The sequence below is a fragment of the Latilactobacillus parafuchuensis genome (assembly GCF_055271665.1).
On record NZ_CM143875.1, the window covers coordinates 1,207,354 to 1,234,085 of the forward strand.

Below are 26,732 nucleotides of genomic sequence, written 5' to 3' on the forward strand. Positions count from 1 at the left end.
CTACCGATAATAAAATTTTCGGGAGTAACTATTTATGAAAAAATTTGTTAAAGGAGTTTCAGTTCTCGCAGCGCTAGCGATGGTCAATCCAGCAACGATTGCTTCGGCTGCGACGGCTACTAATCAAACACAGCCAGATGTCACACAAAGTACAAATGAAACCGCTACACCAAGTGCAACCACTACGGGATTACCTGCAGATAACATACGGCATCTTTCTAATCTGTATGTTGAGCCGAAAGAAAGCTATATGGCATATAGTGGACTTGGGAAATTATACTTAAATCTTTATAGCAGTCAAAAAACACAATATTTAAGCAATATCTATATTGTGATGCCAACAGGCTTGACAGTCGATGGTGGCTTAGCTGCTATGCAGAAGAGTCTAGCGCAATACACCCAAATTAAACCGCTTAACTCGGATGCCGATACCATTATTCACAACGGAACGTTAACGGTTCAACAGTTGGCTAATACGGATGGCCGTGAAGTTTATGAAGTGACGCCAAGCGCCGGCGCTTATGTTACCGCTGGAGAATTCACAGAGACTGGGGCTGGTAATCCGGCATTGATGAATGTACCAGTTCGCTCAAGTGCTGAGACTTCGGGATTGAAACAAATCCTTTTTAATGCGAATACGACGGCTGATATTAAACAAGATATGTTATTTGTCGGGGCTGGTGATGGTCAAAATGTGGCTTTCGATGACACCGTGCTTAATAAATATCCGCAAGTCACAGCAACGAGTGTTGGCATTCAAGGGACTGATGATCAATACGTCCGGGGAATTGCTTATCCCGGTATTCAGAGAAGTTTAACGTTATTTGCCGCAAATGTGGACGATAACTACGTCGTGATAGACGCGGATACTAAGCAAATTATCAAACACGGCCCTACGATTTCAGGGGCCCTCGGGACAACCTATTCGCGAGTTGGTAAAGTCGATACATTGGCTGCACTCGGCATTGCTGCAACGGTTTATGACGAAAAATCGTTAACAATCGACCAAGGTAATTTGAATGATGCTGCTGTGCCATTGACATCGCAGGACGCATTGAGTAACGACCCCTACACGCATTTGACCGGCCATACTTATACGCTATCCGCTAAACGGTTTGCGAAAGACGTGACGGTTAAATACGTCTATCGCAAAGGTGGCCTTTATGGACCAGTGGATACGCAATTAGCCGCGCCAGTGCTCAAAAAAGGGGACGTTGGGGATGCCTATACGACGGATGCACAGTCATTTGATGGTTATAAAATAACTAAAGTTGAACGCTCGATAGCTGGCAAGACAATTGACGATGCGACTGATGGCACGTTGACCAATCAAGCTCAGACGGTAACTTATTATTATCAGAAAACACCAGTCGTTCCAGCGGCTGATTGGACCATTAAATACGCGGATGAAGCGGGCAATAAAATTGCAGACCCAGAAACTGTTAGTGGGAATATCGATGATTTCTTTTCTGTTGCCGATTATATGAAACCAATTGATGGTTACACGTTGGCTAACGTTCAGGGTGAAGTAGGGGTTAATTTAACCAAAGATCCACAAACGACGACGCTGATTTATACCCACGATGTCGCTGGCAACGTCACGGTCAACTATGTTGATCAAGCGGGTAACAAGTTGGCTGAGCCTACGACGTTAACTGGTTTGGTCAATGACCCGATTAATGCAAAAGAAGCGACAGTCTCTGGTTATACGGTTGTCAAAACCGATGGGACTCCAGATGGGAAGTTTACCGCAAAGGCCCAAATAATTACGTATCATTATGCTAAAATTGCTGATAATGTGACGGTTAAATATGTCGATCAAGATGGTAAAACAATCAGTGATGCTGATGGTGATACGACAGAGCTATTAAAGGGCAATGTCGGCGATGATTATCACGCAACTCAAAAGACAATATCAGGTTATGCCGCTGTTAAAGGTGAAGCGGATCAAACTGGTCAATTTACAGATAAGGCCCAAACGATTACGTATCATTACATCAAAAATGCTAAAGATCTCACCGTTAAGTATGAAGATGCTGATGGCAACAAGTTAGCTGATTCTGAAACAATCACTGGTAATGTCGGTGATTCATATACAACGGTTAAAAAAGACATTTCAGGTTACACGTTTAAAACAGTGACGGGTCAAGAAAACGGGACACTCGGTGATACAGCCCAAACGGTGATCTACGTCTACACGAAAGATCCCGTCAAAGGGGCTGATGTTACCGTCAATTACCAAGATGACGACGGTAACCAGATTGCACCTTCTAAAACGTTAACTGGCAATGTCGGAACTGACTATCAAGCGGTTCAAGCGTCAATCGACGGTTACACGTATAAACAAGTCAACGGCAATGCCACTGGTCAATTCAGCGACAAGGCCCAAACAGTGACTTACGTCTACACGAAAAATCCTGCCAAAGTCGGGAATGTCATGGTCAACTACCAAGACGCCGATGGCAAGCAAATCGCCGCTTCTAAAACCTTGACCGGCAATGTTGGAACTGCTTATCAAGCGGTTCAAGCGACAATCGACGGTTATACGTTTAAACAAGTTAACGGCAATGCCGCTGGTCAGTTCAGTGCTACAGCCCAAACGGTGACTTACGTCTACACGAAGAATCCAGTTATAGCTGGCAATGTCACGGTTAACTATCAAGATGAAGCGGGCAAGCAAATTGCAACTTCAGCGACTTTAACCGGCAATGTTGATACCAGTTATCACGCTGTTCAAAAGGCAATCACTGGCTATCATTTCAAAGCAGTCACGGGTGAACCAGACGGTCGTTTTACCACTAGCGCACAAACAATCACTTACGTCTATACGAAAGATAATCCGAGTGTACCGGTTAAAACTGCCAATCAAACGGTTAAATATGTTGATGAAAATGGTCAAACCATTGCAAGTACTGAAATCTTAACCGGTAATATTGGCACGCCATATCACGCGACTCAAAAGACAATCGCGGGTTACCAATATAAGACAGTGACGGGCGCATCGAACGGTCAGTTCACAGCAAACGCCCCAATTGTCACTTACATCTATACGAAAGATGCGGTTCAAGCGGGAAATATCACCGTCAACTACCAAGATGCAGATGGCAACCAAATTGCCGCTTCTAAAACGTTAACCGGCAATGTTGGTGCAACCTACCAAGCAGTTCAAACACCGATTGCAGGTTACACGTATAAACAAGTCAGTGGTAATCCAACCGGCACTTTTGGAACTGCAGCGCAAACCGTGACCTACATCTACACGAAGAATTCGGTTCAAGCCGGGGATGTCACCGTCAATTACCAAGATGCAGATGGCAACCAGATTGCCGCTTCTAAAACGTTAACCGGCAATGTTGGTGCAAGCTATCAAGCGGTTCAAGCATCAATTACGGGTTACACCTTTAAACAAGTTGTCGGTAATGCCACTGGTCAATTCAGTGACAAAGCGCAAACAGTTACGTACGTCTATGCGAAGAACGCGACTAAACCAACACAGGTGATTGATCAATCAGGAACTAAATCTGATAAGCAAGGTATTCAATCAACCAAGTCAACCACCCCAACTAACAATCTTAAAACGCAACAACAACCGGTTCAAAAAACGGTTGCTAAGCATAAACAACAATTACCACAAACTAGTGTTGCTAAAGTAAGTAGTTTATTAGGGATAATTGGTGCGCTTCTAATTGCTACCGTCGGGATGGTCTTCAAGAAACGACGTAATTAATTAAGCAAACCAATTAAAATAGTCAATTTATTTTCGATAAGCTATCGGAAATAAATTGACTATTTTTAATTTTTTATACTACCATTAGGTAGCGCTAGAAAGCGCGCTAGGTTACTGATATACGTGCATTGGACGCTATTTACACGGTCGTAATACTATTGCACGTATATGATTAATGTTGTATATTAAGTGTATTAACATCAATATTAACAGTACTTAACGATTAAAAAAGTATTTCGGGGGTAAAATGTTTATGAAAAAATTTGTAAAAGGCGTTTCGGTTCTCGCAGCGCTTGCGATGGTGAATCCAGCAACGATTGTTTCGGCAACGACCGCCACTGGTCAACCGCAATCGGATGTGACGCAGAGTGCGGATGAAACCGCTACAACTGTGAAACCGATTGACCGAAAGCATTATATGAACAATATTTTTGCAACGTCACCATCGAACTATATTGCCTACAGTGGGATGGGAAATTTGGATTTACGGTTATATAGTAATGAGCATACCCAATATTTGGCTCGAATGTACATTGTAATGCCTAAAGGATTAACGGTTGACGGTGGTCTGGCGTCTATGCAGGTCGCTTTAGAAAATTATCGAAATGCGGCTAAGATTCATGTTAACGGTGATGACGATAACGATGGCACCTTGACTGTTCAGCAATTAGCAAATACGTCTGATGGGCGAGAAGTTTATGAGATTAGTCCGGGAACTGACAATTATGTCGTTATCCAGGAGAATCCATCGGAATTACTGATGACAATTCCGATTCGTTCAGCTGATAAATCATCAGGTTTAAAGGAAATTTTGATGAATGCTAAGTCGAAGGAAGATATGACGCAAGATGTATTATTTGCAGGATCAGGCGATGGGCAAAATGTTATTTTTAATGACGATTCTTCTTATCCCCAGGTGGCGGCTCAAAAAGTAGGGATTATCAGCCCAGATGACCAATACGTGCATGGGATGGCTAACTCAAGTTATCAAAAAAAGATTACGTTCTTTACGCCGAAAGTGATAGATCAGTATCAAGTCGTCGATCCTTATCAACCAGAGACGGTGATTAAAAGTAAATCAACAGCTGCTGGTGATTCCGGTACAACTTATTCACGTGTTGGTTTCGTCGATACGTTGGCGTCACTGGATTTAGATCCAACAATTTATGATGAAAAATCATTAACAATTGATCGTGGTAATCTGAATGATCCGGCTGTTATTTGGACACCACTAAACGGCTTTACCAACAACCCGAATACGCCGTTAGAAGGTCAAACTTACACCATATCGGTTAAACGTTTCGCCAAAGATGTGACGGTTAACTATGTTGATCAAAACGGCAAGACCATTACTGATACAACTGAAACCTTAAGTGGGGATGTTGGCGACGATTACCAATCAACTCAAAAAGATATTGCCGGTTACACCTTCAAAAAAGTTGAAGGCAATGCGGCAGGCCAATTCAGTGATAGCGAACAAACTGTGACTTATCACTATGCTAAAAAGGCAGCGAACGTTACGGTTAAATACGTCGATCAAGACGGCCAGACGATCACCGATGCGACTGGTGATACCACTGAAACCTTAACGGGTGACCTTAGCGATAATTACCAATCAACTCAAAAAGACATTGCCGGCTATGCCTTCAAAAAAGTTGACGGCGCGACGACTGGTCCATTTACGGATAGTGCGCAAACCGTGACTTACCACTACGCGAAAGAAGCAGCGAACGTCACGGTTAAATACGTCGATCAAAACGGCCAAACGATTACCGATGCGGCTGGTGATACAACCGAAACGTTAAAAGGCTATCTCGGTGACGATTATCAATCAACTCAAAAGGACCTTGCCGGCTACACCTTCAAAAAAGTCGACGGCGCAACGACTGGTCCATTCACCGACAGCGCACAGACAGTGACTTATCACTATGCGAAAAAAGCGGCGGATGTCACGGTTAAATATGTTGATCAAAATGGTCAAATCATCACCGATGCGACTGGTGATACGACTGAAATCTTAACGGGCGATATTGGTGATGATTACCAAGCAACTCAAAAGGTATTTGCGGGATATAGTTTCGAATCTGTTACTGGGACACCAACTGGGCCATTCATGGCTGATGCGCAAACAGTGACCTATCATTATGCAAAAATTGCCGCTGATGTCACGGTTAAATACGAAGACGAATTCGGCAACCGAATTGCTGAACCGGTCACACTAAGTGGTCATGTTGGTGAATCGTATCACGCAACGCAAGCTAAAATTGCGGGTTACACGTTTAAAGCTGTTCAAGGAACGCCTGATGGCACTTTCGGGGATGCTGCCCAAACGGTGACTTATGTCTATACGAAAGATTTAGTTAAAGCCGCCGACGTGACGGTTAACTACCAAGACGAAGCCGGCAACCAGATTGCGACACCTGAAACCTTAAGCGGGAATGTTGGTGAAACCTATCACACGATGCCTAAAGCGATTGCTGGTTATAGTTACCAAGCGGTCACCGGGATTACTGATGGACTCTTCTCAGCGACAGCTCAAACAGTCACGTATATTTATGCCAAAGACCCAGTCAAGGCGGCTGATGTGACCGTGAATTACGAGGACGAAAACGGTCAATCGATTGCCAGTTTAGAAACCTTAACGGGTAATGTCGGTGAACCGTACAAAACGGTGCCAAAGAAGATTGCCGGCTATACCGTCAAGGAAGTGCCAAGTAACGCAATGGGAACTTTCGGGGATGCTGCCCAAACGGTGACTTACGTTTATACGAAAGATTTAGTCAAAGCCGCCGATGTCACGGTTAACTACCAAGATGAAGCAGGTAACCAGATTGCGACTTCGGAAACCTTAACTGGCAATGTTGGTGAATCGTATCATACAATGCAAAAGACGATTGGGGGTTATCGCTATCAAGCAGTCAACGGTGTTACTGACGGACTCTTCTCAGAAACAGCGCAAACAGTGACTTACGTCTACACGGAAGATTCCGATAAAGCCGCGGATGTGACGGTTAAATACGTTGATGAAGCGGGCAACCAGATTGCCCCATCCGAAACTTTAACCGGTAATATCGGGGACTCCTACGAAGTCAAAGAAAAGACGATTGCGGGTTATACGCTCAATACCATGACTACTAGGAAAATCGTTGGTACATTCAGTGATCAGGCACAAACGATTACGTGCCATTACACGAAGAATCCGGTTAAAGCTGGGAACGTCACAGTCAACTATCAAGATGAAAACGGCAAACCATTAGCTGGTTCAGCCGTCTTGACGGGGAATATTGATGATAGTTATCATGCGATTCAAAAAGTCATTACGGGTTATCATTTCAAGACAGTGACGGGCACACCGGATGGTCAGTTTGCCGCTACTGCCCAAACCGTGACGTATGTATACGCAAAAGATGACATCAGTATCCCTGATAAAACGGCCAACCAAACGGTTAAATACGTTGATGAAAAGGGTCAAACCATCGCGGATACGGAAATCTTAACCGGTATTGTGGGGACGTCATATCATGCAACTCAAAAGGCAATCGCGGGTTATCACTATAAGACGGTAACGGGGACACCAGACGGTCAGTTCGCCGTTAATGCGCCGGATGTGACCTATATCTACACGAAAGATTCCGTTCAAGCTGGTAGCGTGACGGTCAACTATCAAGACGAAACAGGTCATCAACTGGCCAAGTCGGTCACGTTGGCCGGGAATATTGGTGCTAATTACCAAACCGTTCAGCTAGTCATTGATGGTTACACCTTCAAAAAGGTGATTGGCAATCCGAATGGGACGTTAACGGATGCAGCACAAATGGTAACCTACGTTTATGTGAAGACGGTGACGCAACCGAAAACACCAACTGAACAACCTAAGCAACCAGGCAAACAACCACAGAAGACCACCAATCAAACGTCTTCAGACAAGTCGGCGCCAGCACCTAAAACAACTAAAAATCGCCAGCAATTACCACAAACTGGGGTTAAACAAATTAACGGACTATTAGCTACGGTAGGTGTGTTATTGATTACGGTTGTCGGTATTGCTTTCAAGAAACGTCGGAATTAGTATTAAAGAGTCAGGCTATTAAGCGTGATTTAAATAGGCCTCCAGTTTCCAATTAACGGAAGCCGGGGGTCTATTAGTAATTGCTATGCCAGCTAATTAACGAGTCATAACTTAAAGAAAAAAGCCTGCCATTGCGCAGGCTTTTTTTAAGATGACAGTAATTTAAATCGGCGCTTTAACGTGGAGACGCTAATACCGGTTTTTCGACTGATTGACTCATAGGTCGCACCGGTTTGCCGGAGATGAAGTGCTTCTCTAATTTCTTGATCGGTATACGTCATTTGACGACCTTCACGATAGTCTGGGTTTGTCAGTCGGGCGTTGACCTTGCCTTCTTGGGTGCGAGTGATAATCATATCCCGTTCGAATTGGGCGAATGCGCTAAATAGTGTAAATATTAGGCGACCTGAGGGGGTATCCTCGATAATCCCCATATTCAGAATGTGAATTTTAATTTGGTCTTCGAAGAGTTCTTGGATAATTTCGAGCGCTTCTTTTGTGTTGCGGGCAAATCGGTCTAGTTTGGTAACGACGATCGTGTCGCCGGTCCGAACGCGGTTGAGTAGCCGTTTGAATTGTGGCCGATGGACGGTTGTGCCAGTGAATTTTTCGCTATAGATCACATCGCACTTCTCGGCTTTGAGTTGTGCAATTTGGGTCGCGAGGCTTTGACCCGCGGAAGAGACGCGAGCATAACCAAACTTCATTATGAACATCTCCTTTCGTCATATTATTATACAGTACCGTACCATAATATGATGTTATCCGACCGATTGAAAAAAAGCGATTGCTACTTTTCAGAAAAGCGTCTAAAATAGAAGATAACATTGAATTAAGATGAGGGATAGTATGACACAACGTTATCGCGTCACCGTTGCTTACGATGGGACTGATTTTGCGGGCTTTCAAAGCCAACCGAATCAGCGCACCGTCCAAGGCACGCTCGAGAAAGCATTAATGAAAATGAGTAAAGGTGAGGCGGTCGCAGTCTATGGTTCTGGTCGCACGGATTCCGGGGTCCATGCATACGGTCAGGTTGTCCATTTCGACTATCCCAAGCTCTTGCCGGCTACAAGTATGCTACGCGCATTGAACAGCCTCCTACCGCTTGATATGGAGGTTGTCGACAGTCAGCTGGCGGCTCCTGATTTCCACGCGCGATTCGGTACCAGTGGTAAACGGTATTTGTATCGTGTTGATCTTGGTCATTACACCAATCCGTTTAAACGGCGTTATACGGGCCATTACCCGTATCCAATCGATGTCAGCCGTATTCAGGCGGCAATGCCTGATGTGATGGGCACACACGATTATACGAGCTTTGCGGCCGCTGGTGGGGTGATTAAGAATAAAGTGCGAACGATTTATGACGCGACTGTTGAATACGACGAGTCAGCCAACGAACTGATTTTTGAGTTTTACGGCAACGGCTTTTTGTACAACATGGTCCGGATTTTAGTCGCCACTTTATTGGAGATCGGCAATGGCCGCCGCGACGTCCACGACTTTTTACGATTGTACGAAGTCAAGGATCGACAAGAGGCCCGTTCAACCGCGCCAGCTAGCGGTTTATATTTGAAAGAAGTTTATTATAAAACTGATGAAAATAATTGAGATTCAATTGACTTAATCAATAAATTAGGGTACTATAGTATCTGGTATTGTTTGCCCCACGATAGGCCCCGGAACTTATTGAGTGTCAAACAAACACAGAATATTGGAGGAATAAATCGTGCGTACAACTTACATGGCTAAACCAGGCGAAGTAGAACGTAAATGGTATGTGATCGATGCAACAGATATTGCATTGGGTCGCTTATCAACAGTAGTCGCTTCTATCTTACGCGGTAAAAATAAACCAACATTTACACCAAACGTTGACACAGGTGACAACGTCATCGTGATCAATGCTGAAAAGATCAAATTAACAGGTAAAAAAGCAACTGACAAGTTATATCATCACCATAGTAATCATCCTGGTGGTTTAAAGACTCGTTCAGCTGGCGAAATTCGTGAAAAGACACCTGATCGTTTAATCGAAATGTCAGTGAAAGGTATGTTACCAAAGAATACTTTGGGTCATAACCAATTCTTGAAATTACACGTTTACGCTGGTGGCGAACATAAACACCAAGCACAAAATCCAGAAGTCTTAGACATCACGGACATTATTTAAGGAGGAAACTATAGTGGCTCAAGTAACTTACAGCGGTACAGGTCGTCGTAAAAATTCAGTAGCTCGTGTACGTTTAGTACCCGGTACTGGTAAAATCACTATCAACAACAAAGACGTTGTTGACTATATCCCATTTGCTAACTTGATTTTAGATATGAAACAACCTTTAACAATTACTGAAACAACAGATAGCTATGATATCTTGGTAAACGTTAACGGTGGTGGATTCTCTGGTCAAGCCGGCGCAATCCGTCACGGTATTTCACGTGCATTGCTAACTGTAGATCCTGACTTCCGTCCAGCTCTTAAACGCGCTGGCATGTTAACACGTGACCCTCGTATGAAGGAACGTAAGAAACCAGGTCTTAAGAAAGCTCGTAAAGCATCACAATTCAGTAAACGTTAATATATATTCTTATATATCAATATTTCGGAACACCGTCTCACTTTTGTGGGAGGGTGTTTTTTTGTGCTGTTGATAACGGGTACAAAAAAACAACTCGTTTTGCGTAATATAGTAATAGGCAGTCGTTAATTGCAAGCGCCAGACTCAGTCGATTCAAAATTGACAAGTGGAGGTGAGCGACGTGCGGTAGCTGTGCCAGCACTCGGGTATCAATTGAGTACCAAACCAAAATACGCCATCATCTGCACTTAGATGACGGCGTATTTTGACTTGGACGGGGATTGATGAGTGCTGAAACGCGATTAAATAAAACAATGGCCAATCGCTGATGAGCTTGTTAATTCAAGTCCTTGTCGCAATTCAATTAGGTTTGAAAATCTGGAAACAGATTCTTGAACTGAAAAAATTGCATAAAAAAAGCCGCTAACTAGTGGCTAATCTATCATTGCAATACGACTACTGTTGCGCGCGGTGCTAGGCACACCTTGCGCTTTTCGTATGCACTCAGTATATCATCTAAATTATGAAAAATCACGGGGAATAAATTAAATTAGATACCATTGGATTGACAACCTAATTATTTTTCATTTTCAATCATCTTCAAATAGCGATAGACGCTTGGTTCTGAGACGTTTAAAATATGAGCGACTTGTGGAATCGCACCTTTGATTTGAAAGACCCCTTTTTCACTAAGTTGCGCACAAAGTTCGATTTTCTTCTGTTGGGTTAACGTGGTGCCAGGACGGAGCAAGTCACGATCGATGACGGCATAGATGATGTCGGCAATACTGGTATGTAAGACTTCAGTCGTCGGCGATTTGTGGATGGACTGTGGATTGGTTAAATCCGGAATACGTGCGATACTTGCTAAGTGGCCCATTAAATCCGTATAAGCGGCGTTATCGAAATTAATGCAAAGTAACCCTAATAATTGATTAGCCTCATCTTTGATGAAAAAAGTCGACCCTTGGATTTTTTTGTCGCCAGTCGCGGCTTTATAGTTAGTGATAAAATTTTGTTCTTTGTAAACTTCGTCACGGACTAACTGAAGCGCATAGCCGGTGATGGGGGAATTCAAGGAGCGACCACTGATCTCGGCATTTTCAATTGCCGCAATCGAAAAGGAACCGGAAGAATCCAGCCAGTGAAGGACGATTTCATAATCTTGACTTAACGTTTTACCTAGAAAATAGACTAATTGTTGATAATGTTCGAGTGAGGTTGACATCCATAAGGACTTCCTTTGAAAGATAATATTTTATTATTATAATAACAAAAAATACGTAAAAGTCCATTAATAAGGCTTTGCTGCTGAAATTATTTTGTTATAATAATAATTTTTTATTAAAATCTATTTACAGATTAGATGTAAGCGCTTATACTGATATTGAGAATGATTGAGCAATCATGGTGCTAAGGTAATTACAAGAGAACCCAAAAAGTAAGGTTAAATGGAGGGCGTCGTAATGAAAGTAGTGGCAAATGGTAGTGAAGGTCGTAGTGGTCAAGTGAGTCAGCGAACGCAGCGACAGGCTGATCGTGCGGGAATGACCACAGAAGAGTGGCAGTCGGCGGTTAAGTTTGATAGTACCGATCGCGGGTGGGTCATCATGAGTATCGGGATGGCCATCGGTGCAGGCATTGTTTTTTTACCAGTCAAAGTTGGGTTGGTTGGTTTATGGGTCTTCTTAGGCAGTTCGATCATTGCCTATCCAGCGATGTATTTATTTCAACGGTTATTTGTCAACACGGTCGCGCGTGCTAAGAATTGCGATGATTATACGAGCGTTATTTCGGGATACTTAGGTAAAAATTGGGGATTATTCATTAGTTTTCTGTACTTTGCGATGTTGGTTATTTGGGTCTTTGTGTATTCGACAGCCATTACTAATGATAGTGCGTCGTACTTACATACGTTTGGCCTGACTAAAACGGTTTGGTCGCATAATCCGTTTTACGGGTTGGCGGTTGTTATTTTATTAGTAGCACTTGCTTCGAGCGCCGAAAAAGTGATCTTTAAGATTTCAAGTTTCATGGTTTGTACGAAATTAATTATTATATTGATTTTAGGAATTGTCATGGTTAGTTTTTGGGATATGAGTAATATTCCTGCATTCCCATCATTTGGTTATTTTATCAAACAGACGATTATCATGATGCCATTTACGTTAACGTCGATTTTATTCATCCAATCTTTATCGCCGATGGTGATTTCATTCCGTGCACATAACAAGAATATTGAAGTGGCACGGTACAAATCACAACGGGCGATGAACATTGCCTTTTTCACCCTATTCTTCGTCGTGTTCTTCTATGCGTTATCATTCAACTTTGCAATTGGGCATGATCAGGCAGTAGAAGCTTACCGTAACAATGTCTCGACCTTAGCAATTGCTGCCAAGAATATGAATGGTAGTTCAGTTAAAATTTTATCCGTTGTTTTAAATATTTTTGCGGTAATGACCGCGTTCTTCAGTGTATTCTTAGGTTTTCGAGAATCCTGTCAGGGGATTGCTACTAATTTATTAAAGCGATTTATGCCTGAAGATAAAATTAATAAAAAATTCTTGAGCTTTGGCATACTCGTTTTCTCAGTCTTAGTGGCGTGGGGCGCAATCGTGTTAAACGCACCGGTGCTGAGCTTCACTTCAATCTGTAGTCCAATTTTCGGGATTATTGGTTGTTTAGTACCAGCTTATCTCGTATACAAGATTCCAGAATTACGTGATTTGAAGAGTCCAGCACTATGGTTGATCATTTTTACCGGGATATTATTATTAATTTCACCATTTCTAGCATTTATGTAAAATGATTGGAGGAAAGTACAATGTTGACATCAGAATTATTTATTCAGAATCTACAAGCGGGTGTTAAACCGGCAACTGGCTGTACGGAACCAATTGCGGTGGCGTTTGCGGCCGCTAATTGTATGGCTCATTTGGACGAAGGTGAGATTGAAAAGATTGAAGTTTTGGTTTCATCAAATGTGATGAAAAATGCGATGGCCGTGATGGTGCCAGGGATTGGCGAACCAGGCTTACAGATTGCGGCCGCTACTGGCGCCTTGGCGGGGGATGCGACTGCTGGGTTAGATGTGATTGCCAACGTTGCAACTGATAAAATTCCGTTGATTAAAACATTAGCCTATTCGGGGAAAGTCACTGCTAAAATCGCCCCAGTCGACGATGATTTGTATGTCGAAGTTGGCGTTCAGACGGCGAAAAATGACGTTCGAGTTTACATCGCGGGGAGCCATACGAATATTTATCGGCTTGAAAAAGATAGCCACCGATTAATTGACCTTGAACGACCAGCGAGTCACGCTGTTTCCGATTTAAAAAACGGCATGCAACAGGTCACGTTCCAACAAGTTTGGGACTTTGCAATGCAGGCGCCACTCGAATCAATTGCTTTCATGCAAGCAGCTGACACATTGAATATGACGTTAGCCGAAGCAGGCTTAGCCAATGATTATGGGTTGAAACTAGGTCAGTCATTACTCAAGAATGCGGCTAATCCCTTAGGACAAGGGCCAGCCGATTTGCAAGATAATATTATGGCGTATACTGCGGCTGCTAGTGATGCACGTATGGGTGGGGCACCATTACCGGCGATGTCGAATTCTGGTTCTGGGAACCAGGGCATCACGGCGACTGTCCCGGTCAGTGTGGTTGCTCGACACGTCGAAGCAACGGACGAACAGCTGATTCGGGCGCAAACCTTGTCACATCTGACGGCGATTTACGTCCACGCCTTTTTACCTGTTTTGTCCGCCTTTTGTGCGACCGATTCAGCCGGGATGGGCGCAGCAGCTGGAATTTGCTATCTGTTAGGCCATGATTACGATACCGCTTGTATGGTAATTAAGAATATGGCTGGCGATGCGCCTGGTATGATTTGCGACGGTGCCGGTTGTTCTTGCGCGATGAAAGTGGCAACGTCAACGAGTTCGATGTATCGATCGGTCAATCTAGCGATTCAAGGCATTGTGATTCCGGCCACCAATGGTTTGGTTTGTGAATCGATTGATGAGACGATTCACGGAATTGGTATTCTGGGTACTAAAGGCTTGAAGGCTGCTGATCCAGCGGTGTTAGAAGTAATGATGGCTAAATAAAAACTTGGGATTAAAAAGAGATGCGCCGTTTTGATAACGACTAAGCATCTCTTTTTTCTTTAAAATAATGAATGATTTCGGTTACAAATAATTTAATTGATAAATATGGGGGGAATCCATGTTAATATTGTATTAAATAGGTAACAAGTAGGGAGAACTAATAATGAATGCTAAAGAAAAAATGCAAGCTTTAATCGATCAAAAAAAGGGTGGCGGTAAGTCCAAACAAACGAACGTCGCTAAGAATGATCGCAAGAATATGCGTAAAGGCCCCAAGATATTTAACCGCTAAACAAGTTTTTGATGTATAAGGGAGGCGTTGACGGGTGAATTATCCAGATCGATTTAACATGCCAGGTGATACTAATATTAGGTTTGCACGACAGAATTTTACTAATTTAGTGCACACCAACTCACGTTTTGAAGGCATTAATACGACATTGCCGCAAACTCAGACTATTATGGATGGCTTAGGTGTCGATGGCATCTCGATTGATGATATTAACACAATTGTTGATTTAAAACGTGGTTGGCAATACGTCACTGAAAGTAAAATGCCGTTTAGTTTAGATTATGAAAAACAATTGAATGCGATTGTTGCAGATAAAGATGCGTTAATACCCGGTCAAATTAGAAGTGGTCAAGGTGGCGTCAATATTGGGAGTGATGAACAATTCACTCCGCCGCTTGTTTCTGAGAAGACAGAGGAACAGTATTTAGAGGCACTAATGACGGCAACTCGATCGACTACGGATAAGGCGTTAACCATCATGTACCATAATATGCGTCAACAGATTTTTTGGGATGGTAATAAGCGCACGGCAACGCTCGCAGCTAATAAAGTGATGATTGATGGTGGCGCCGGCCTTATCAATGTCCCGCTTGATAAATGGGGAATTTGGAATACTTTATTGAGCGATTATTATCGGACCGGTGATATGCAATCGATTAAGGATTGGACCTACGATCATGGGGTTCAAGGCATTAATTTAGTCTAAATCGTTAAATTATTAGATGAGTCTCTTTACAAATTAGTAAAGGGGCTTTTTTAATCGCTTTAAAATTGGTTTAATTGTAGTATGAGTTATATATATTAGGAGGAAACCGATGTTAATCAATGTCGCTACTAAAACGCAGTCACTTTTTAATCAAATGCCACCGACGGGTAATCGGGATTACGATCAGAATTATAGCCAAATAAATCCTCTTTTTACTTGGTATGTTCGGCATTTTGTAGTCGCGCGCAAAAAAGTATTAATTTTACTAAATGCGCAAACACGGATGACTGTTTTCGTGACCGATGTGAATGCACGAAATAAAAAAGAACTTGATCAGTTGATTCAAACAGCGATTGAATTGGCCTTTCAGCAATATGATGTTACACAAACGCAAATCAATCGTTATTTTGAATTAGCTGGTAAATTAGAAGTTGGAACAGCAGTTGACCGTTCAATCGGAGGCATTATTAACGAAAGGTTATGGTTGTTGGAACGGTGGCCAATCAATCTCAATTCACTAACACAACCGGAAATAGTTGATCATTTTAAAGGCGCTTTAAACACCATCGATGATGGGACGTATGCAAAATCGCAAGCGCTAGTGACGGCTGCTTTTCGAGAGACACTGCTAATCCAATCAATTGATTCGATTAATCAGTCGGAAGTCAAATTGAATACTGATTGGCAATCATACAGTCAATGGCGAATGCTCAAACCGGCAGAGATGACAGACAAAGACAAGCTTGCTATTTCAGTCAATAATAAATTATGTTGGCAGCTTTTCGACAGTATTTATTGGAAAATAAACGATTTAGTGCGAAAGTCACTAAACGACATGTTGATATCACGCGAGGATTGATTAATGATGTTTTATTAGAAGAACACCATTGGTTACCGACTTGTGAACCTGTAAAGCTGCAAGAAATCTTTGCTGAAGCACATTATTTTAACAGCATGACGCAATTGAAACATGCCCAAACGGCTATGCGTCACTTTTATCAATTTTTAACAATGGTTGGTGAAATATCAAAATCGGACAAGCAAGAAATGGCTAATTGGATTAAATTGGGCGTTCAAAAGAATAAGCTAACTGATGAGCCGCTAGATTAACTTATTATAGATTGATTCAGTAAATAACACTTGCTCGTCACGTGACGTCATGGGTTATGGTTTGAATAAGGAGGTGATATTCTATGACGATTTATACCACGGGGGAACTAGCCAAGTTGTGTGGTGTCTCCGTTCGGACGGTTCAATATTATGATGGTGTGCAGTTATTAAAACCACACCAGTTGTCTGAGAACGGGCGCCGTCTCTATTCTGAAACTGAAGTCCAAACATTACGGATGATTCTCGGTTATAAGCAGTTAGGTTTTGCACTGAAAGATATTCAACAAATTATGGCGAGCCAACAACGGCGAACGTTATTGACGATGTTGTTAAAACAACAGGCGCAAATCATTGCGGAACGCGAGCAAGCCTTACGACGTCAAAAAGCGTCCGTTGATTTCTTGTTGGCTGACTTAACCGAGAATGGCGAAATTTCCCGGGAAATAAACGTGATCGACATAGAAAATGCAATGGCTAAAAAAGCGCAGTTGCAGAAGTTACACGGTAAGATGTTTGCTTGGGGCTTTTTAATGGACGTGATTGAAATTGGTCTGTTGGTACTAGGGTTTACGCAAGGCATTTGGTGGCCAGTCTGGCTAGGAATTCCAATCGTGATTGGATTAGGAATCTATGTGTCGAAATTGTACTATGATGGGATAGAATATGTCTGTCCGGCATGCCAAACCCAGTTTAAGCCACGGCTGCGAACGATGTTCTTTGCCCGTCACAACACGAAAGCGCGGGTCTTGACCTGTCCGCATTGTCAGGAAAAGAATTATTGCTTGGAAGTTAGTAGTAAATAGTATTTGTGGTTCTTTTTAATGAGCGAGCATGATATGCTATTGCTAATTAAGTACGCAACGGGGGTTGTCATGGTGATTAGGGATATGCAGACGTTAGTTTCAAAAAAGATTAAAGAAATTGAAGCGCAGGAAAACGTTGAAGTTATGATGGCTATTGAATCGGGTAGCCGGGCGTGGGACTTCGCATCGCCAGATAGTGATTACGATATTCGTTTTATTTATGTTCGGCCTGCAACGGATTATTTGAAATTAGAAGCACAACGCGACGTGATTGAATGGCAACTGGATGAAACACTTGATATCAGTGGTTGGGATTTACAAAAAGCGTTGAAGTTATTGTACCGTTCCAATCCAACGCTGTTTGAATGGGCAAGCTCACCAATTGTTTACTATCAATCGCCTAAGTTTGAACAGTTTAAAGCAATTTTGCCACAATATTTTTCAAAGAAGAAAAGTTTGTATCACTACTGGCACATGGCCAATACGAATCAACGAGAATTTTTAAACGTTGAATTAGCACAGGTTAAAATCAAAAAATACTTCTATGTCCTACGCGCGATTTTGGCGAGTCAATGGATTTTAGAGGAGGGGACTAATCCGCCAATGCGATTTGCTGAACTAGTGGCGGCTAAGTTACCGCAGGAATTACAACCCGCTGTCGCTAAATTATTGGCACAAAAGGTTGACGTTCCTGAATTAAAACGGGTCGTGCGCGTCCCGGAATTAGATGAATATATTGCCAGTCATATCAGCCAAATGGAACAGCAAGCGCAAACGATGAACGAGTTACAACAGAATGCTTGGGAACCATTAGATACGCTTTTTATGTCATTAATTAATTAAATGAAAACAGGGCAGTGACATAAGTCGTCGTATTCTGATATTAAACGAATATTTTTTCAACTTGATACTCAATTGATAACCAAGTTCTGTCACAGCTTGTTTTTTTATAGTTCGATTTGTAGGAAACGACAATCAGTTTGCGCGGCGAAACCGTGTAAGATACCGGCTGGAATCGTGATTAAATCCCCAGTTTGTGCGGTGATTTCTTGCGTTTCTTGGGTAATCACTAGACAACCGTCTAGAATCGTAATTAGTTTGGTGTGTTCGCTAGTTTCGTTGCTGATTGTTTCGGCTTGAGCAAAGGCGTAGAGCGTTGTCGGTTGCTCAATGGCTAGTCGTGAATTGAGGCCGCGGCTAGTGATTTGTTGGTCGTGATAGTGAATCAGCTCGTTTAAATGTAGTTGGGCCATCATGCGTTGACCTCAGGTTTAACCACGACTAATAACATTTGGAAGCCTTCTTCAGCGTACAAACTGTGCGGAATATTGGCCGGCATCAAAATCGTTTCGCCAGCGTGGACGATTGAAACTTGGTCGTCAATTGTAATTTTAGCGATACCGGATAAGAGATTGACCATTGCATCACCGGTGGCCGTGTGCCGACCGATTTCTTGCCCAGTTGCGACGGAGAAAAGGGTCAGTCCTAAATCTGGTCGTTGAACCAACGTTTTACTGAGTATCTGTTCTTCTTCTAAAGGGACTTCTTTGCGGAGATTGAGGACTTTGCCGGGCGTTAATTTTTGAATGTAAGACATCTCATCATTTCCTTTGAGTTATTTTGTGCTGCAAACAGCGATGTAGCAAAGGTCTTTACCGGTTTTGGTGAAGAAGTGGTGCATCTGTTTAAACATTTGACGGTTGAGGGGTTGCAATCCGCGCGAGATAATCTTGATGGTGTTGAACAAGCCTTCATCTTTAAGCATCCCTTTGGCCGACATCAACGTCATTTTACCGGTTGTCCGGGTGACATTTTTGAAACCAATCCCGCTAAATAAAGCCGTCCAAGTATCAACTTGGAGTGGTTCAACGTTGACGTTAATGGTGTGGCGCAAGGTATCTAGGACGGCCGTCACAGCTGGATCTTGAAAAGCGACGTCGTGCGTTAATAAGCGGCCACCGGGTTTGAGCACCCGGTAATATTCTTTAAGTGCTTTTTCTTTAGCACCTTGATTGAGCATCGTCAACATGGCTTCATTAATGACGATGTCGAAAGTATTATCGGCAAAAGGCAGTTTAAGCGCATTGGCCTGTTGTAAATGGACGTAATCGGTCACGCCCGCCCGTTCAACGTTTTGTTGGGCTTTAGCGAGGGCCTTAGGATCAAGATCAACGCCAGTAATTTGAGCGTGATATTGCGTAGCGAGTTCAATCGAAGTGGTGCCCATATTGCAGGCGACTTCGAGAATTTGAGTTTCTGAGGTTAGTTGACCTTGGGCCATTAGCCAGTTAGTGGCGGTAATACCGCCCGGCCGTAATCGTTTCTTACCTAAACGGGCTAAGAAATGGTGGCCGACTTCTTTTTGAGGCATGGTAAGTACTCCTTTTTAATTGAGAATCGTTCTCATTTATTTTAAGGAATTTTAAGCTGGAAGTCAATGTGAGTAAGCCTACTTGTTAAATTGATAACAAAAAAAGGTCGTGGCATAAGTCTTAGTATTCAGAAATAAACGCATATTCTTTTTTGACGCGCGCCAGAACTCATCAATTTCCGTTCAAATCAAAAAATCGTCTATCCTTAGTTCGGGATAGGCGATTTTTCAACTTGATACTCAATTGATAACGTGCCAACACCCACTGATTCCTGTGCTTAGCGACGTTTCGTAAACAAGCCCATAAACCGGATTTATTCACGAAACTAGGCTAATACTCAGAATCAAACCGTGGGTGATAGCACTCAATTAATACCCGAGTTCTGGCACAGCTTGTTTTTAAGAAAATTATTCAAAAGATTGATTAGGGGGTGCGAGGTGTTTGACCGCTTTTTCGACCAAGTGATTTAATGTTTCGGTTTCTGTCGGGGTTAAACCGGTCTGGGCGTAGTCGCTACCAGCCATGGCGATTTTTTTAATCGCTGGGTAGACGGCCTTCGCGTGTTCGGTTGGGTAGAGTAACCGTTGGCGCTTATCATTGGGATCAATCACCATTTCAATCCAATCATTCTTAATCAAATAATTGACCGCTTTAGTGACAATGCTTTGTTGTCGGAAAAGTTGGTGTAAGAGTTGTTTCTGGGAGATACCGGGTTGATCACAAATGAATAAAACGTAATAGAAATTACTTTCGCTCAGATTATACGGGCGCAATTCACGATTGAGATATTCGCGAATCATACGATTATAAATTGAAATCATTTTTTCCAGTTGATTAACCATTGGCTTACCTCATGCTTTTTTAGGTGAACGCAAGTAGGTGATTGCGATTAACATTAATAATACCGTACAAATCACAGTTAGCCAAATTGCTAAATGGAAACCAGTCACAAATTGAGCAGGAATCGTTGTGATTAAGATCATTAAAGTTGTAAAAGCGGAACCGGTAATTTGACGCAAGGTATTACTGATGGCGGTGCCGTGGCTAATTTCAGCGGGTGCCAATTCAGATAAGGCTTCCGTAACGGCAGTTGGAATGATTGTCGAAACACCGATAAGTCGAATGATGTAGGCAATAATTACGATCCAAATGTTGGTTTGTTTGGTTAGGAAAACTAAGGGGATTGATGAAATCAGTAATAGTACGACACCAATTGTAATCGGTACTTTAGGACCATGTTGGTCATAATAACGACCGACGATTGGGGCACAAATCGTGTTCGCGATGGCGCCGGGTAATAAGACTAAACCGGCGATTAGGCTAGAATAATGATTGACGTTTTCGAGGAAAATCGGTAAGAGTGCCTCGGTCCCGATTAGAATCCCGAAAATCAACATCACGATTAATGTCATTTTAGTGAAGCTGGCTTTTTTAAAGAGCCGTAGGTTAAGGAGCGGTGTGGTTAACGTTAATTGACGGTGGACAAAATAGAAAGTGACGAGGATGCCGAAAATTAATAGGATGGCTGCACCTAATACGTTACTTGAGAATAATGAAATACTCCCGAGAATTGAGCCTAAACCGATAATCGAACTCATAACGGATGGCATATCGATTTTAACGGCCTTTGGTTCAGAAAAATTGGGCAAGAAACAAATCCCTAAAATCAATAAGAGGGCGATAATTGGGCTGACGATGTAAAAGAGCGCCTTCCATGAGAAAAATTGCATGACGAGTCCTGAGAAACTAGGCCCGATTGCGGGGCCAGCAGAAATGACGAGCGCTACCATGCCGAGGACCGCTCCCCGTTTTTCAACCGGGTATAAGGAGATTAAACTGATTTGGACAAAGGTCATCAGAATCCCACCAGCAACGGCTTGCAATAAGCGGGCGGCCAATAAAATGTAAAAATTATTGGTTAACGGTCCGACTAAACTACCGAATAGGAGCAGCCCCACGACGCCGATAAAGATTTGGCGACTCGAATATTTATCGATTAAGTTCGCCGATAGCGGGGTAATCAAACCGATAACGAGGATGTAACCGGAAGTCAGCCATTGGGCCAAGTTTAGTGAGATGTGGAAGTTATCCGTAATGATGGGGAGCGCGGTAATCATCGCCGTTTGGTTCAATAAGGCGAGAAAAGCGGTCGTTAAGAGAATGACGCTAATTAAGTTTCTTCTACTGTTTGTCAAAAATAAAAACCTCTTCTTCAAAAATTTAATAGATTCAAGTGAATGTTTCTATTTTAAATGCATTTGAATGTAATTGCAAGGGTTAATTTTTCTGAAAACGGTTAATGTGAAAATTTGATGGCAGTTAGTTTCAAAGTGTTTAAAGGGAATCACCAAAAAAACGCAACTATGTGATTAGCTGCGTTTTATTAGTGGTTATTCGCCAGGTTGCAAAATTTCATGAGCGATTGCTTGATCGCTGGCTTCTTTATTGTTGAATGGCGTGATTCTGAAATTTAATTCAAACGGTTCAACCTTCGTCCGGTATTGATCAAGTTGCCATTGACCACACGAGAAGGTGCCAATCGCATTTTGTTTATAATCAAGGTTGACGACGATGTGGTCGGCCTTGGTTAATTCATTGGTATGCAAGGCGTTATCGACGGTGACTTCATCGTAGAATGAGGTACTAAAGTTGAATGTTTCTTCAGTAGAAAAGACAATCCCTTGGCCGCGGTCGTCAGTGAAGGCCGACCATTTGGTGTCGAGATGGTTACCGTTGGCTTGTGGGACCACGTAGTTCGTGAACAGGCCATCGACGGTGTTGGTATAAACCCCGAGTAAACCAGCTTCTTTAGAATCAGCGTAGTTTTCATGGGGGCCACGACCGAAATAGCGGACTTGTTCGAGGCTTTGATTGAGATTTAAAACAACCCCTAATCGTGGCAACATATCCGGTGCCATATCGAGTTTACCACCCGGTGTGCCTTGGAGATTGAAGCAGATATCGCCACTTGGGTAAATTGTATATTGATAGCGACAATCATAATGCCAAGGGCTATTGGTCGTACCATTCAAGGTTTGAATAGTAACCACTAAGCAATCAGCGAGTTGTTCGTAATGGAAATTTTGAACGGTTTCGTGTTCTAAATGAAGGAATTGTTTTTTCTTCATTTCATCGACAATTTCCATATCATTACTGATTGGTGCCCGCCAGAAGGTGAAGTGGGGGCCTTGTTCGATTAATTCGAGACCGTCACGACAAAGACTCAATAAACGTCCTTGAACTTGGTCGAATTGTAACGAGAAGTTATTACCAGTGACGTTTAAATAAGCACCGTGTTCCGCTACGTTTAATTGACCAGTTGGTTGAATCATGAGACCATCCGTATGAATTGGTAATTCGAATTGGGCGGTTGCTAGTTCGTGACCGGCTGGGGCATAGGCGGTATCCATTTTGAGTTGATAGGATAGATTGAGTAAATAAACCGTCCCTGGAAGTGGCGTGAAATCAAGTTGATAAGGCAATTCAAGTTCAGTAGTTTGGCGAGCTGGCACATCAGGGAGCGCCATTTCGCCACTTTGTAGTAGTTGGTCATCGGCCAGGATAGTGTAAACCAGGTTGAATTGATTTAAATTAGCGAAATCTAAACGACTGCGTAATTGGATTTGACCAGTTGCGAGATCGAGCATCGTCGTTTCGATGGGTTCGATGACTTTTTTATATTCATATAAACCAGGAGATGGTGTTCGATCGGGCATTAAGAGACCATCGATACAGAAGTCTTTATTGCTAGGATCATCGCCGAAATCGCCACCGTAACGATAGTATTTTTGACCTTGTTCGTCATAAGATTCAATCCCGTGGTCGAACCATTCCCAGATGAAACCACCTTGTAATTTATCGTGAGCGTAGAACAAATCTTGGTAATCTTTCAAGTTACCGGGACCGTTACCCATCGCGTGTGCGTATTCGCAGAGAATATGTGGTTTTTTAGAATCAGCAATAATATCGCGCATCAATGGTTTTTTAGTCGGGTGTTCTAACCAACTGTACATGGTTGAATAGACATCCACGACTTCGGCATCGAAATCACCTTCGTAATGGACCAAACGGGTCGCGTCCATTTCTTTGGCCACTTCAGCCATCTTTCTAAAATTATGACCAAAGGCGGACTCGTTACCTAATGACCAGAATAAAATGGCGGGATGGTTCTTCTCACGACTAATCATGCGACTTAAACGAGAGACATAGGCGGTTTCCCATTTCGGATCATCAGTAATCCAATCGTATTTTTCGGTGAGTTCAAAACCGTGACACTCGACGTCGGCTTCGGCAATCAGATACATGCCATATTGATCGCAAAGGTCATACAGGTAGTATGAATTAGGATAATGACTAGTACGAATGGCATTAATATTGAATTGTTTCATCAAGATAATGTCTTTTTCGATTTCTGCTTTAGCAACCACTCGGCCGTTCTTAGGGTTATAATCGTGGCGGTTGACGCCCTTAAACTTGATGGCGACGCCGTTGACTAAGAAGGTATCCCCTTCGACATGAATATTGCGGAAACCAACTTTTTGTGGAATCACTTCGATAATCTGGTCAGCTTGTTTAACCGTCATATATAAGGTGTATAAGTTGGGTGTTTCGGCAGTCCACTTAGCAACTGCTGGAATTTCGGCATTAATGGTGAAATTGGCATTCGAAACGGTCTGTTCGGTTTGATAGACGAGTTGACCGGTTGGATCAAGGAGTTCGAATTGAACTGTTTGATTAGCAGCCTGCCGCAAACTCGTCTTGACCGAAAGTAGTCCATCCTGATAAGTGTCATCTAAATCAGCAACAACGGTGAAATCATTGATGCCAGTTTGGGGCACACCCAGCAATTCAACATCCCGATAAATACCGCTGAGCCACCACATATCTTGATCTTCTAAATAAGTACCATCGGACCATTGGTACACGCGAACGGTTAAATCATTAGCGCCACCGATTTGAGCGAGTTCAGTGATATCAAATTCAGCCTCATTGCGGGCACCTTTACTGTAACCAACGGAGTGACCGTTGACCCAGACTTCAAAGGCGGAATCAACGCCGTTAAAACGCAGGAGGATTTTTTGATCAGCGAAAGTATCGTCAATCGTAAACGTGCGTTTGTAAATCCCAGTCGGATTAATCGTTGGGACGTAGGGCGGATTGATGGGGAAGTTGTACCATAAATCAGAATAATGCATCTTGCCAAAACCTTGAACTTGCCAAGAACCAGGGACGGTAATGGCGGCCATATCAGTGGTATCAAAATCGGGTTGGTAGAAATCTTGCGGACTGTATTCAGGTGCTTGTAAGAACATGAATTGCCAAGTACCATTCAAGTTTTTAAAAGCATGGGTGTAACGATTTTCATTTAATTGTGCTTTGGTTTTAGTTGGAAAGCTTAAAAAATGTGCGCGTGCTGCTTGTCGATTGATGTGATCGAGTTGATAGTTTTCCCATAGTTTCATAATTATTTAGCCACCTTTTTAGTTTTCTTTTCGTAACGTGCCCAGAAAATCCAAGCAAAGCCCATGAAGACGACTAAGCCTAAAACGTTGTAGAGTAACATACCGATTGGACTAGCTGTCCCTTTTGGTAAATGACCATTCAATTCTTGCATGATTAATTGTGGATCAGGAACGGTTGACATGAAGAAGACGAAGACGAAAACGGCTAGTAAAATGACGCCAGCCACAATCCCGAAAGTACGGTTACCAAACTTGAAATCACGGGGCATATCGTCTTTTTTGAGTCGTAACCCAATGTAAGCAATCAATAAGAAGAGAACTGGCAACAATGAAGTTGATGCGGTCATGTTAATTAAGGTTTCTAGGAAACTGTTCATATCACCAATGCCGAGAGCGGGGATGATTAAGAGCACTGTGACGATAATCCCTTGAACGAATAAGGCGTTGGTCGGATTACCTTCGTCATTCGTTTTAACGAGCCATTTGCCAAAGACCCCTTCCGGAATCTCTGAGAAAAAGACTTTAACGGGTGCGGCCGTCCATAAAGCTAACGAACCAAGGCTTCCTAAGAAGAGAATGACACCGACTAAGCGCGACATGATGTAAGCGGGGATGTGGAAATACGTGCCTAAGATATTGAAGATATCGAAAATCCCGTTGGAGAAGTTGCCTTTCAAGACCGATGTTGGGACAATCAGACCAACGGCAATGGCACCGAGAATGTACATCAAACCGACAATTAAAGTCGCACCAATCATTGTTTTAACGAAAGTTTTATTGCCACCTTTAACATCTTTGATGTAGACCCCAATACTTTCGCCACCGCCGACCGCTTGTAAAATCCAAGCCATCGTCATGAAGAAGGTCCAATTGAGGTTCGGTTTAATGGTTGCGGCTGAGAATTCTTGAGCAGGCGCCTTGCCAAAGATGAAGACTACGACGAAGGCGAGCACTACGAAAATGACGCCCATGAATAAACGGGCACTTCCGGCGAGACTAGTGATGGTTGAAATCCAAGCCACCCCTTTGATACAAACCCAAGTCATCACCCAGAAGAGTAAAATTGAAATGATAGCGATAATCTTAGTCCCATTATTGCCTTCAAAAACGTTTTGTCCGAAGAATGCGTACGAACCGTAGATTAAGGTGTTCGGTAATAAGGAACAAAAGAAGAATAAATTAACGAAGAAATAAGACCAAGCTCCGAGAAAGGCCCATTTGGGTCCGAGGACGCTTTCGAGCCAACTGTGTACTCCTGATTCCTTTTGTGAATTAGCGGATGCAAATTCAGCAATCATTAGAATGAAGGGTAGAAAATAAAAGACGGTCCCGAAGATATATCCGGGGATGGTTGCTAGACCAATTTGAATACTGTTGTTAACAATGCTTGGAAAAGCAAAGACTGCTGAAAATGTCATCAGCATTAATGCAACTGAACCAATTCGTTCACGAGACTTTGTTTCGGCCATGCGATTCAACTCCTATTACTATA

The 26,732-nt window shown here is 42.7% G+C and carries 22 protein-coding genes; 13 read left to right on the forward strand and 9 right to left on the reverse strand.

From position 1 onward, the window contains the following. Positions 1–34 precede the first annotated feature (34 nt). Positions 35–3,727: a MucBP domain-containing protein gene (locus ACVPPQ_RS06040; RefSeq protein WP_463493306.1), complete on the forward strand. Its 3,693-nt coding sequence runs from the start codon at positions 35–37 to the stop codon at positions 3,725–3,727. A gap of 253 nt (positions 3,728–3,980) precedes the next feature. Next, positions 3,981–7,796, forward strand: coding sequence for a MucBP domain-containing protein (locus ACVPPQ_RS06045; RefSeq protein ID WP_463493307.1), 3,816 nt, complete (start codon positions 3,981–3,983; stop codon positions 7,794–7,796). Between the two features lie 146 nt (positions 7,797–7,942). Here the strand turns inward: ACVPPQ_RS06045 and ACVPPQ_RS06050 are convergent, their stop codons facing one another. After that, entirely contained in the window at positions 7,943–8,503 is a 561-nt protein-coding gene (locus ACVPPQ_RS06050) for a recombinase family protein (protein ID WP_463493309.1), read from the reverse strand. A 142-nt stretch (positions 8,504–8,645) separates the two neighbouring features. Here ACVPPQ_RS06050 and truA point away from each other — a divergent pair, with 142 nt between their 5' ends. From truA to rpsI, 3 genes are all read left to right on the forward strand, one after another. Continuing rightward, entirely contained in the window at positions 8,646–9,410 is a 765-nt protein-coding gene (gene truA / locus ACVPPQ_RS06055) for a tRNA pseudouridine(38-40) synthase TruA (protein ID WP_463493311.1), read from the forward strand. 118 nt (positions 9,411–9,528) lie between these two features. Beyond that, a complete protein-coding gene (rplM, locus tag ACVPPQ_RS06060; protein ID WP_025082669.1) occupies positions 9,529–9,972 on the forward strand; it encodes a 50S ribosomal protein L13 in 444 nt (147 codons plus the stop codon). Between the two features lie 13 nt (positions 9,973–9,985). Further along, the gene (gene rpsI, locus ACVPPQ_RS06065; RefSeq protein ID WP_025082670.1) at positions 9,986–10,378 is read left to right on the forward strand and encodes a 30S ribosomal protein S9; all 393 of its coding nucleotides are present in this window, start codon (positions 9,986–9,988) and stop codon (positions 10,376–10,378) included. A 577-nt stretch (positions 10,379–10,955) separates the two neighbouring features. On the opposite strand, the gene ACVPPQ_RS06070 is transcribed toward rpsI, so the two are convergent. Next, on the reverse strand, positions 10,956–11,606 hold the full coding sequence (locus ACVPPQ_RS06070; protein ID WP_463493313.1) for a helix-turn-helix transcriptional regulator: 651 nt from the start codon (positions 11,604–11,606) through the stop codon (positions 10,956–10,958). A gap of 238 nt (positions 11,607–11,844) precedes the next feature. Here ACVPPQ_RS06070 and ACVPPQ_RS06075 point away from each other — a divergent pair, with 238 nt between their 5' ends. The 8 genes from ACVPPQ_RS06075 (at position 11,845) to ACVPPQ_RS06110 (ending at position 18,249) form a co-directional block, all read left to right on the forward strand. Then, positions 11,845–13,185: an SLC5/6 family protein gene (locus ACVPPQ_RS06075; RefSeq protein ID WP_463493315.1), complete on the forward strand. Its 1,341-nt coding sequence runs from the start codon at positions 11,845–11,847 to the stop codon at positions 13,183–13,185. 20 nt (positions 13,186–13,205) lie between these two features. Then, positions 13,206–14,495, forward strand: a complete 1,290-nt coding sequence (locus tag ACVPPQ_RS06080) for an L-cysteine desulfidase family protein (RefSeq protein ID WP_463493317.1) — start codon at positions 13,206–13,208, stop codon at positions 14,493–14,495. Positions 14,496–14,658: 163 nt separating this feature from the next. Further along, a complete protein-coding gene (locus ACVPPQ_RS06085; RefSeq protein ID WP_035438842.1) occupies positions 14,659–14,787 on the forward strand; it encodes a hypothetical protein in 129 nt (42 codons plus the stop codon). 58 nt (positions 14,788–14,845) lie between these two features. Beyond that, the gene (locus ACVPPQ_RS06090; RefSeq protein WP_463496345.1) at positions 14,846–15,493 is read left to right on the forward strand and encodes a Fic family protein; all 648 of its coding nucleotides are present in this window, start codon (positions 14,846–14,848) and stop codon (positions 15,491–15,493) included. 109 nt (positions 15,494–15,602) lie between these two features. Next, entirely contained in the window at positions 15,603–16,352 is a 750-nt protein-coding gene (locus tag ACVPPQ_RS06095) for a DUF6933 domain-containing protein (RefSeq protein ID WP_463493319.1), read from the forward strand. Further along, positions 16,349–16,603 (forward strand): hypothetical protein, encoded by a 255-nt coding sequence (locus tag ACVPPQ_RS06100; RefSeq protein ID WP_463493321.1) that lies wholly within the window; start codon positions 16,349–16,351, stop codon positions 16,601–16,603. Before ACVPPQ_RS06095 ends, ACVPPQ_RS06100 begins: the two co-directional genes overlap by 4 nt. An 83-nt stretch (positions 16,604–16,686) precedes the next feature. Further along, on the forward strand, positions 16,687–17,406 hold the full coding sequence (locus tag ACVPPQ_RS06105; protein ID WP_463493323.1) for a MerR family transcriptional regulator: 720 nt from the start codon (positions 16,687–16,689) through the stop codon (positions 17,404–17,406). A gap of 33 nt (positions 17,407–17,439) precedes the next feature. Then, the gene (locus tag ACVPPQ_RS06110) at positions 17,440–18,249 is read left to right on the forward strand and encodes a nucleotidyltransferase domain-containing protein (RefSeq protein WP_463493325.1); all 810 of its coding nucleotides are present in this window, start codon (positions 17,440–17,442) and stop codon (positions 18,247–18,249) included. Positions 18,250–18,353: 104 nt separating this feature from the next. On the opposite strand, the gene ACVPPQ_RS06115 is transcribed toward ACVPPQ_RS06110, so the two are convergent. From ACVPPQ_RS06115 to ACVPPQ_RS06145, 7 genes are all read right to left on the reverse strand, one after another. Next, positions 18,354–18,659 (reverse strand): cupin domain-containing protein, encoded by a 306-nt coding sequence (locus ACVPPQ_RS06115; RefSeq protein WP_463493327.1) that lies wholly within the window; start codon positions 18,657–18,659, stop codon positions 18,354–18,356. Continuing rightward, positions 18,659–19,003 carry a cupin domain-containing protein gene (locus ACVPPQ_RS06120; protein WP_463493329.1) on the reverse strand — a complete coding sequence of 115 codons (345 nt, stop codon included), beginning with the start codon at positions 19,001–19,003 and terminating at the stop codon, positions 18,659–18,661. Before ACVPPQ_RS06120 ends, ACVPPQ_RS06115 begins: the two co-directional genes overlap by 1 nt. 18 nt (positions 19,004–19,021) lie before the next feature. Beyond that, positions 19,022–19,777, reverse strand: coding sequence for a class I SAM-dependent methyltransferase (locus tag ACVPPQ_RS06125; protein WP_463493330.1), 756 nt, complete (start codon positions 19,775–19,777; stop codon positions 19,022–19,024). Between the two features lie 408 nt (positions 19,778–20,185). Beyond that, positions 20,186–20,620, reverse strand: coding sequence for a MarR family winged helix-turn-helix transcriptional regulator (locus ACVPPQ_RS06130; protein WP_463493332.1), 435 nt, complete (start codon positions 20,618–20,620; stop codon positions 20,186–20,188). A gap of 9 nt (positions 20,621–20,629) precedes the next feature. Then, complete coding sequence (locus tag ACVPPQ_RS06135; RefSeq protein WP_233210613.1) at positions 20,630–21,973, reverse strand: MFS transporter; 1,344 nt, start codon at positions 21,971–21,973, stop codon at positions 20,630–20,632. A 195-nt stretch (positions 21,974–22,168) separates the two neighbouring features. Continuing rightward, a complete protein-coding gene (ebgA, locus tag ACVPPQ_RS06140; protein ID WP_463493334.1) occupies positions 22,169–25,240 on the reverse strand; it encodes a beta-galactosidase subunit alpha in 3,072 nt (1,023 codons plus the stop codon). A gap of 2 nt (positions 25,241–25,242) precedes the next feature. Next, entirely contained in the window at positions 25,243–26,709 is a 1,467-nt protein-coding gene (locus ACVPPQ_RS06145; protein ID WP_035438844.1) for an amino acid permease, read from the reverse strand. Positions 26,710–26,732: the final 23 nt, after the last annotated feature.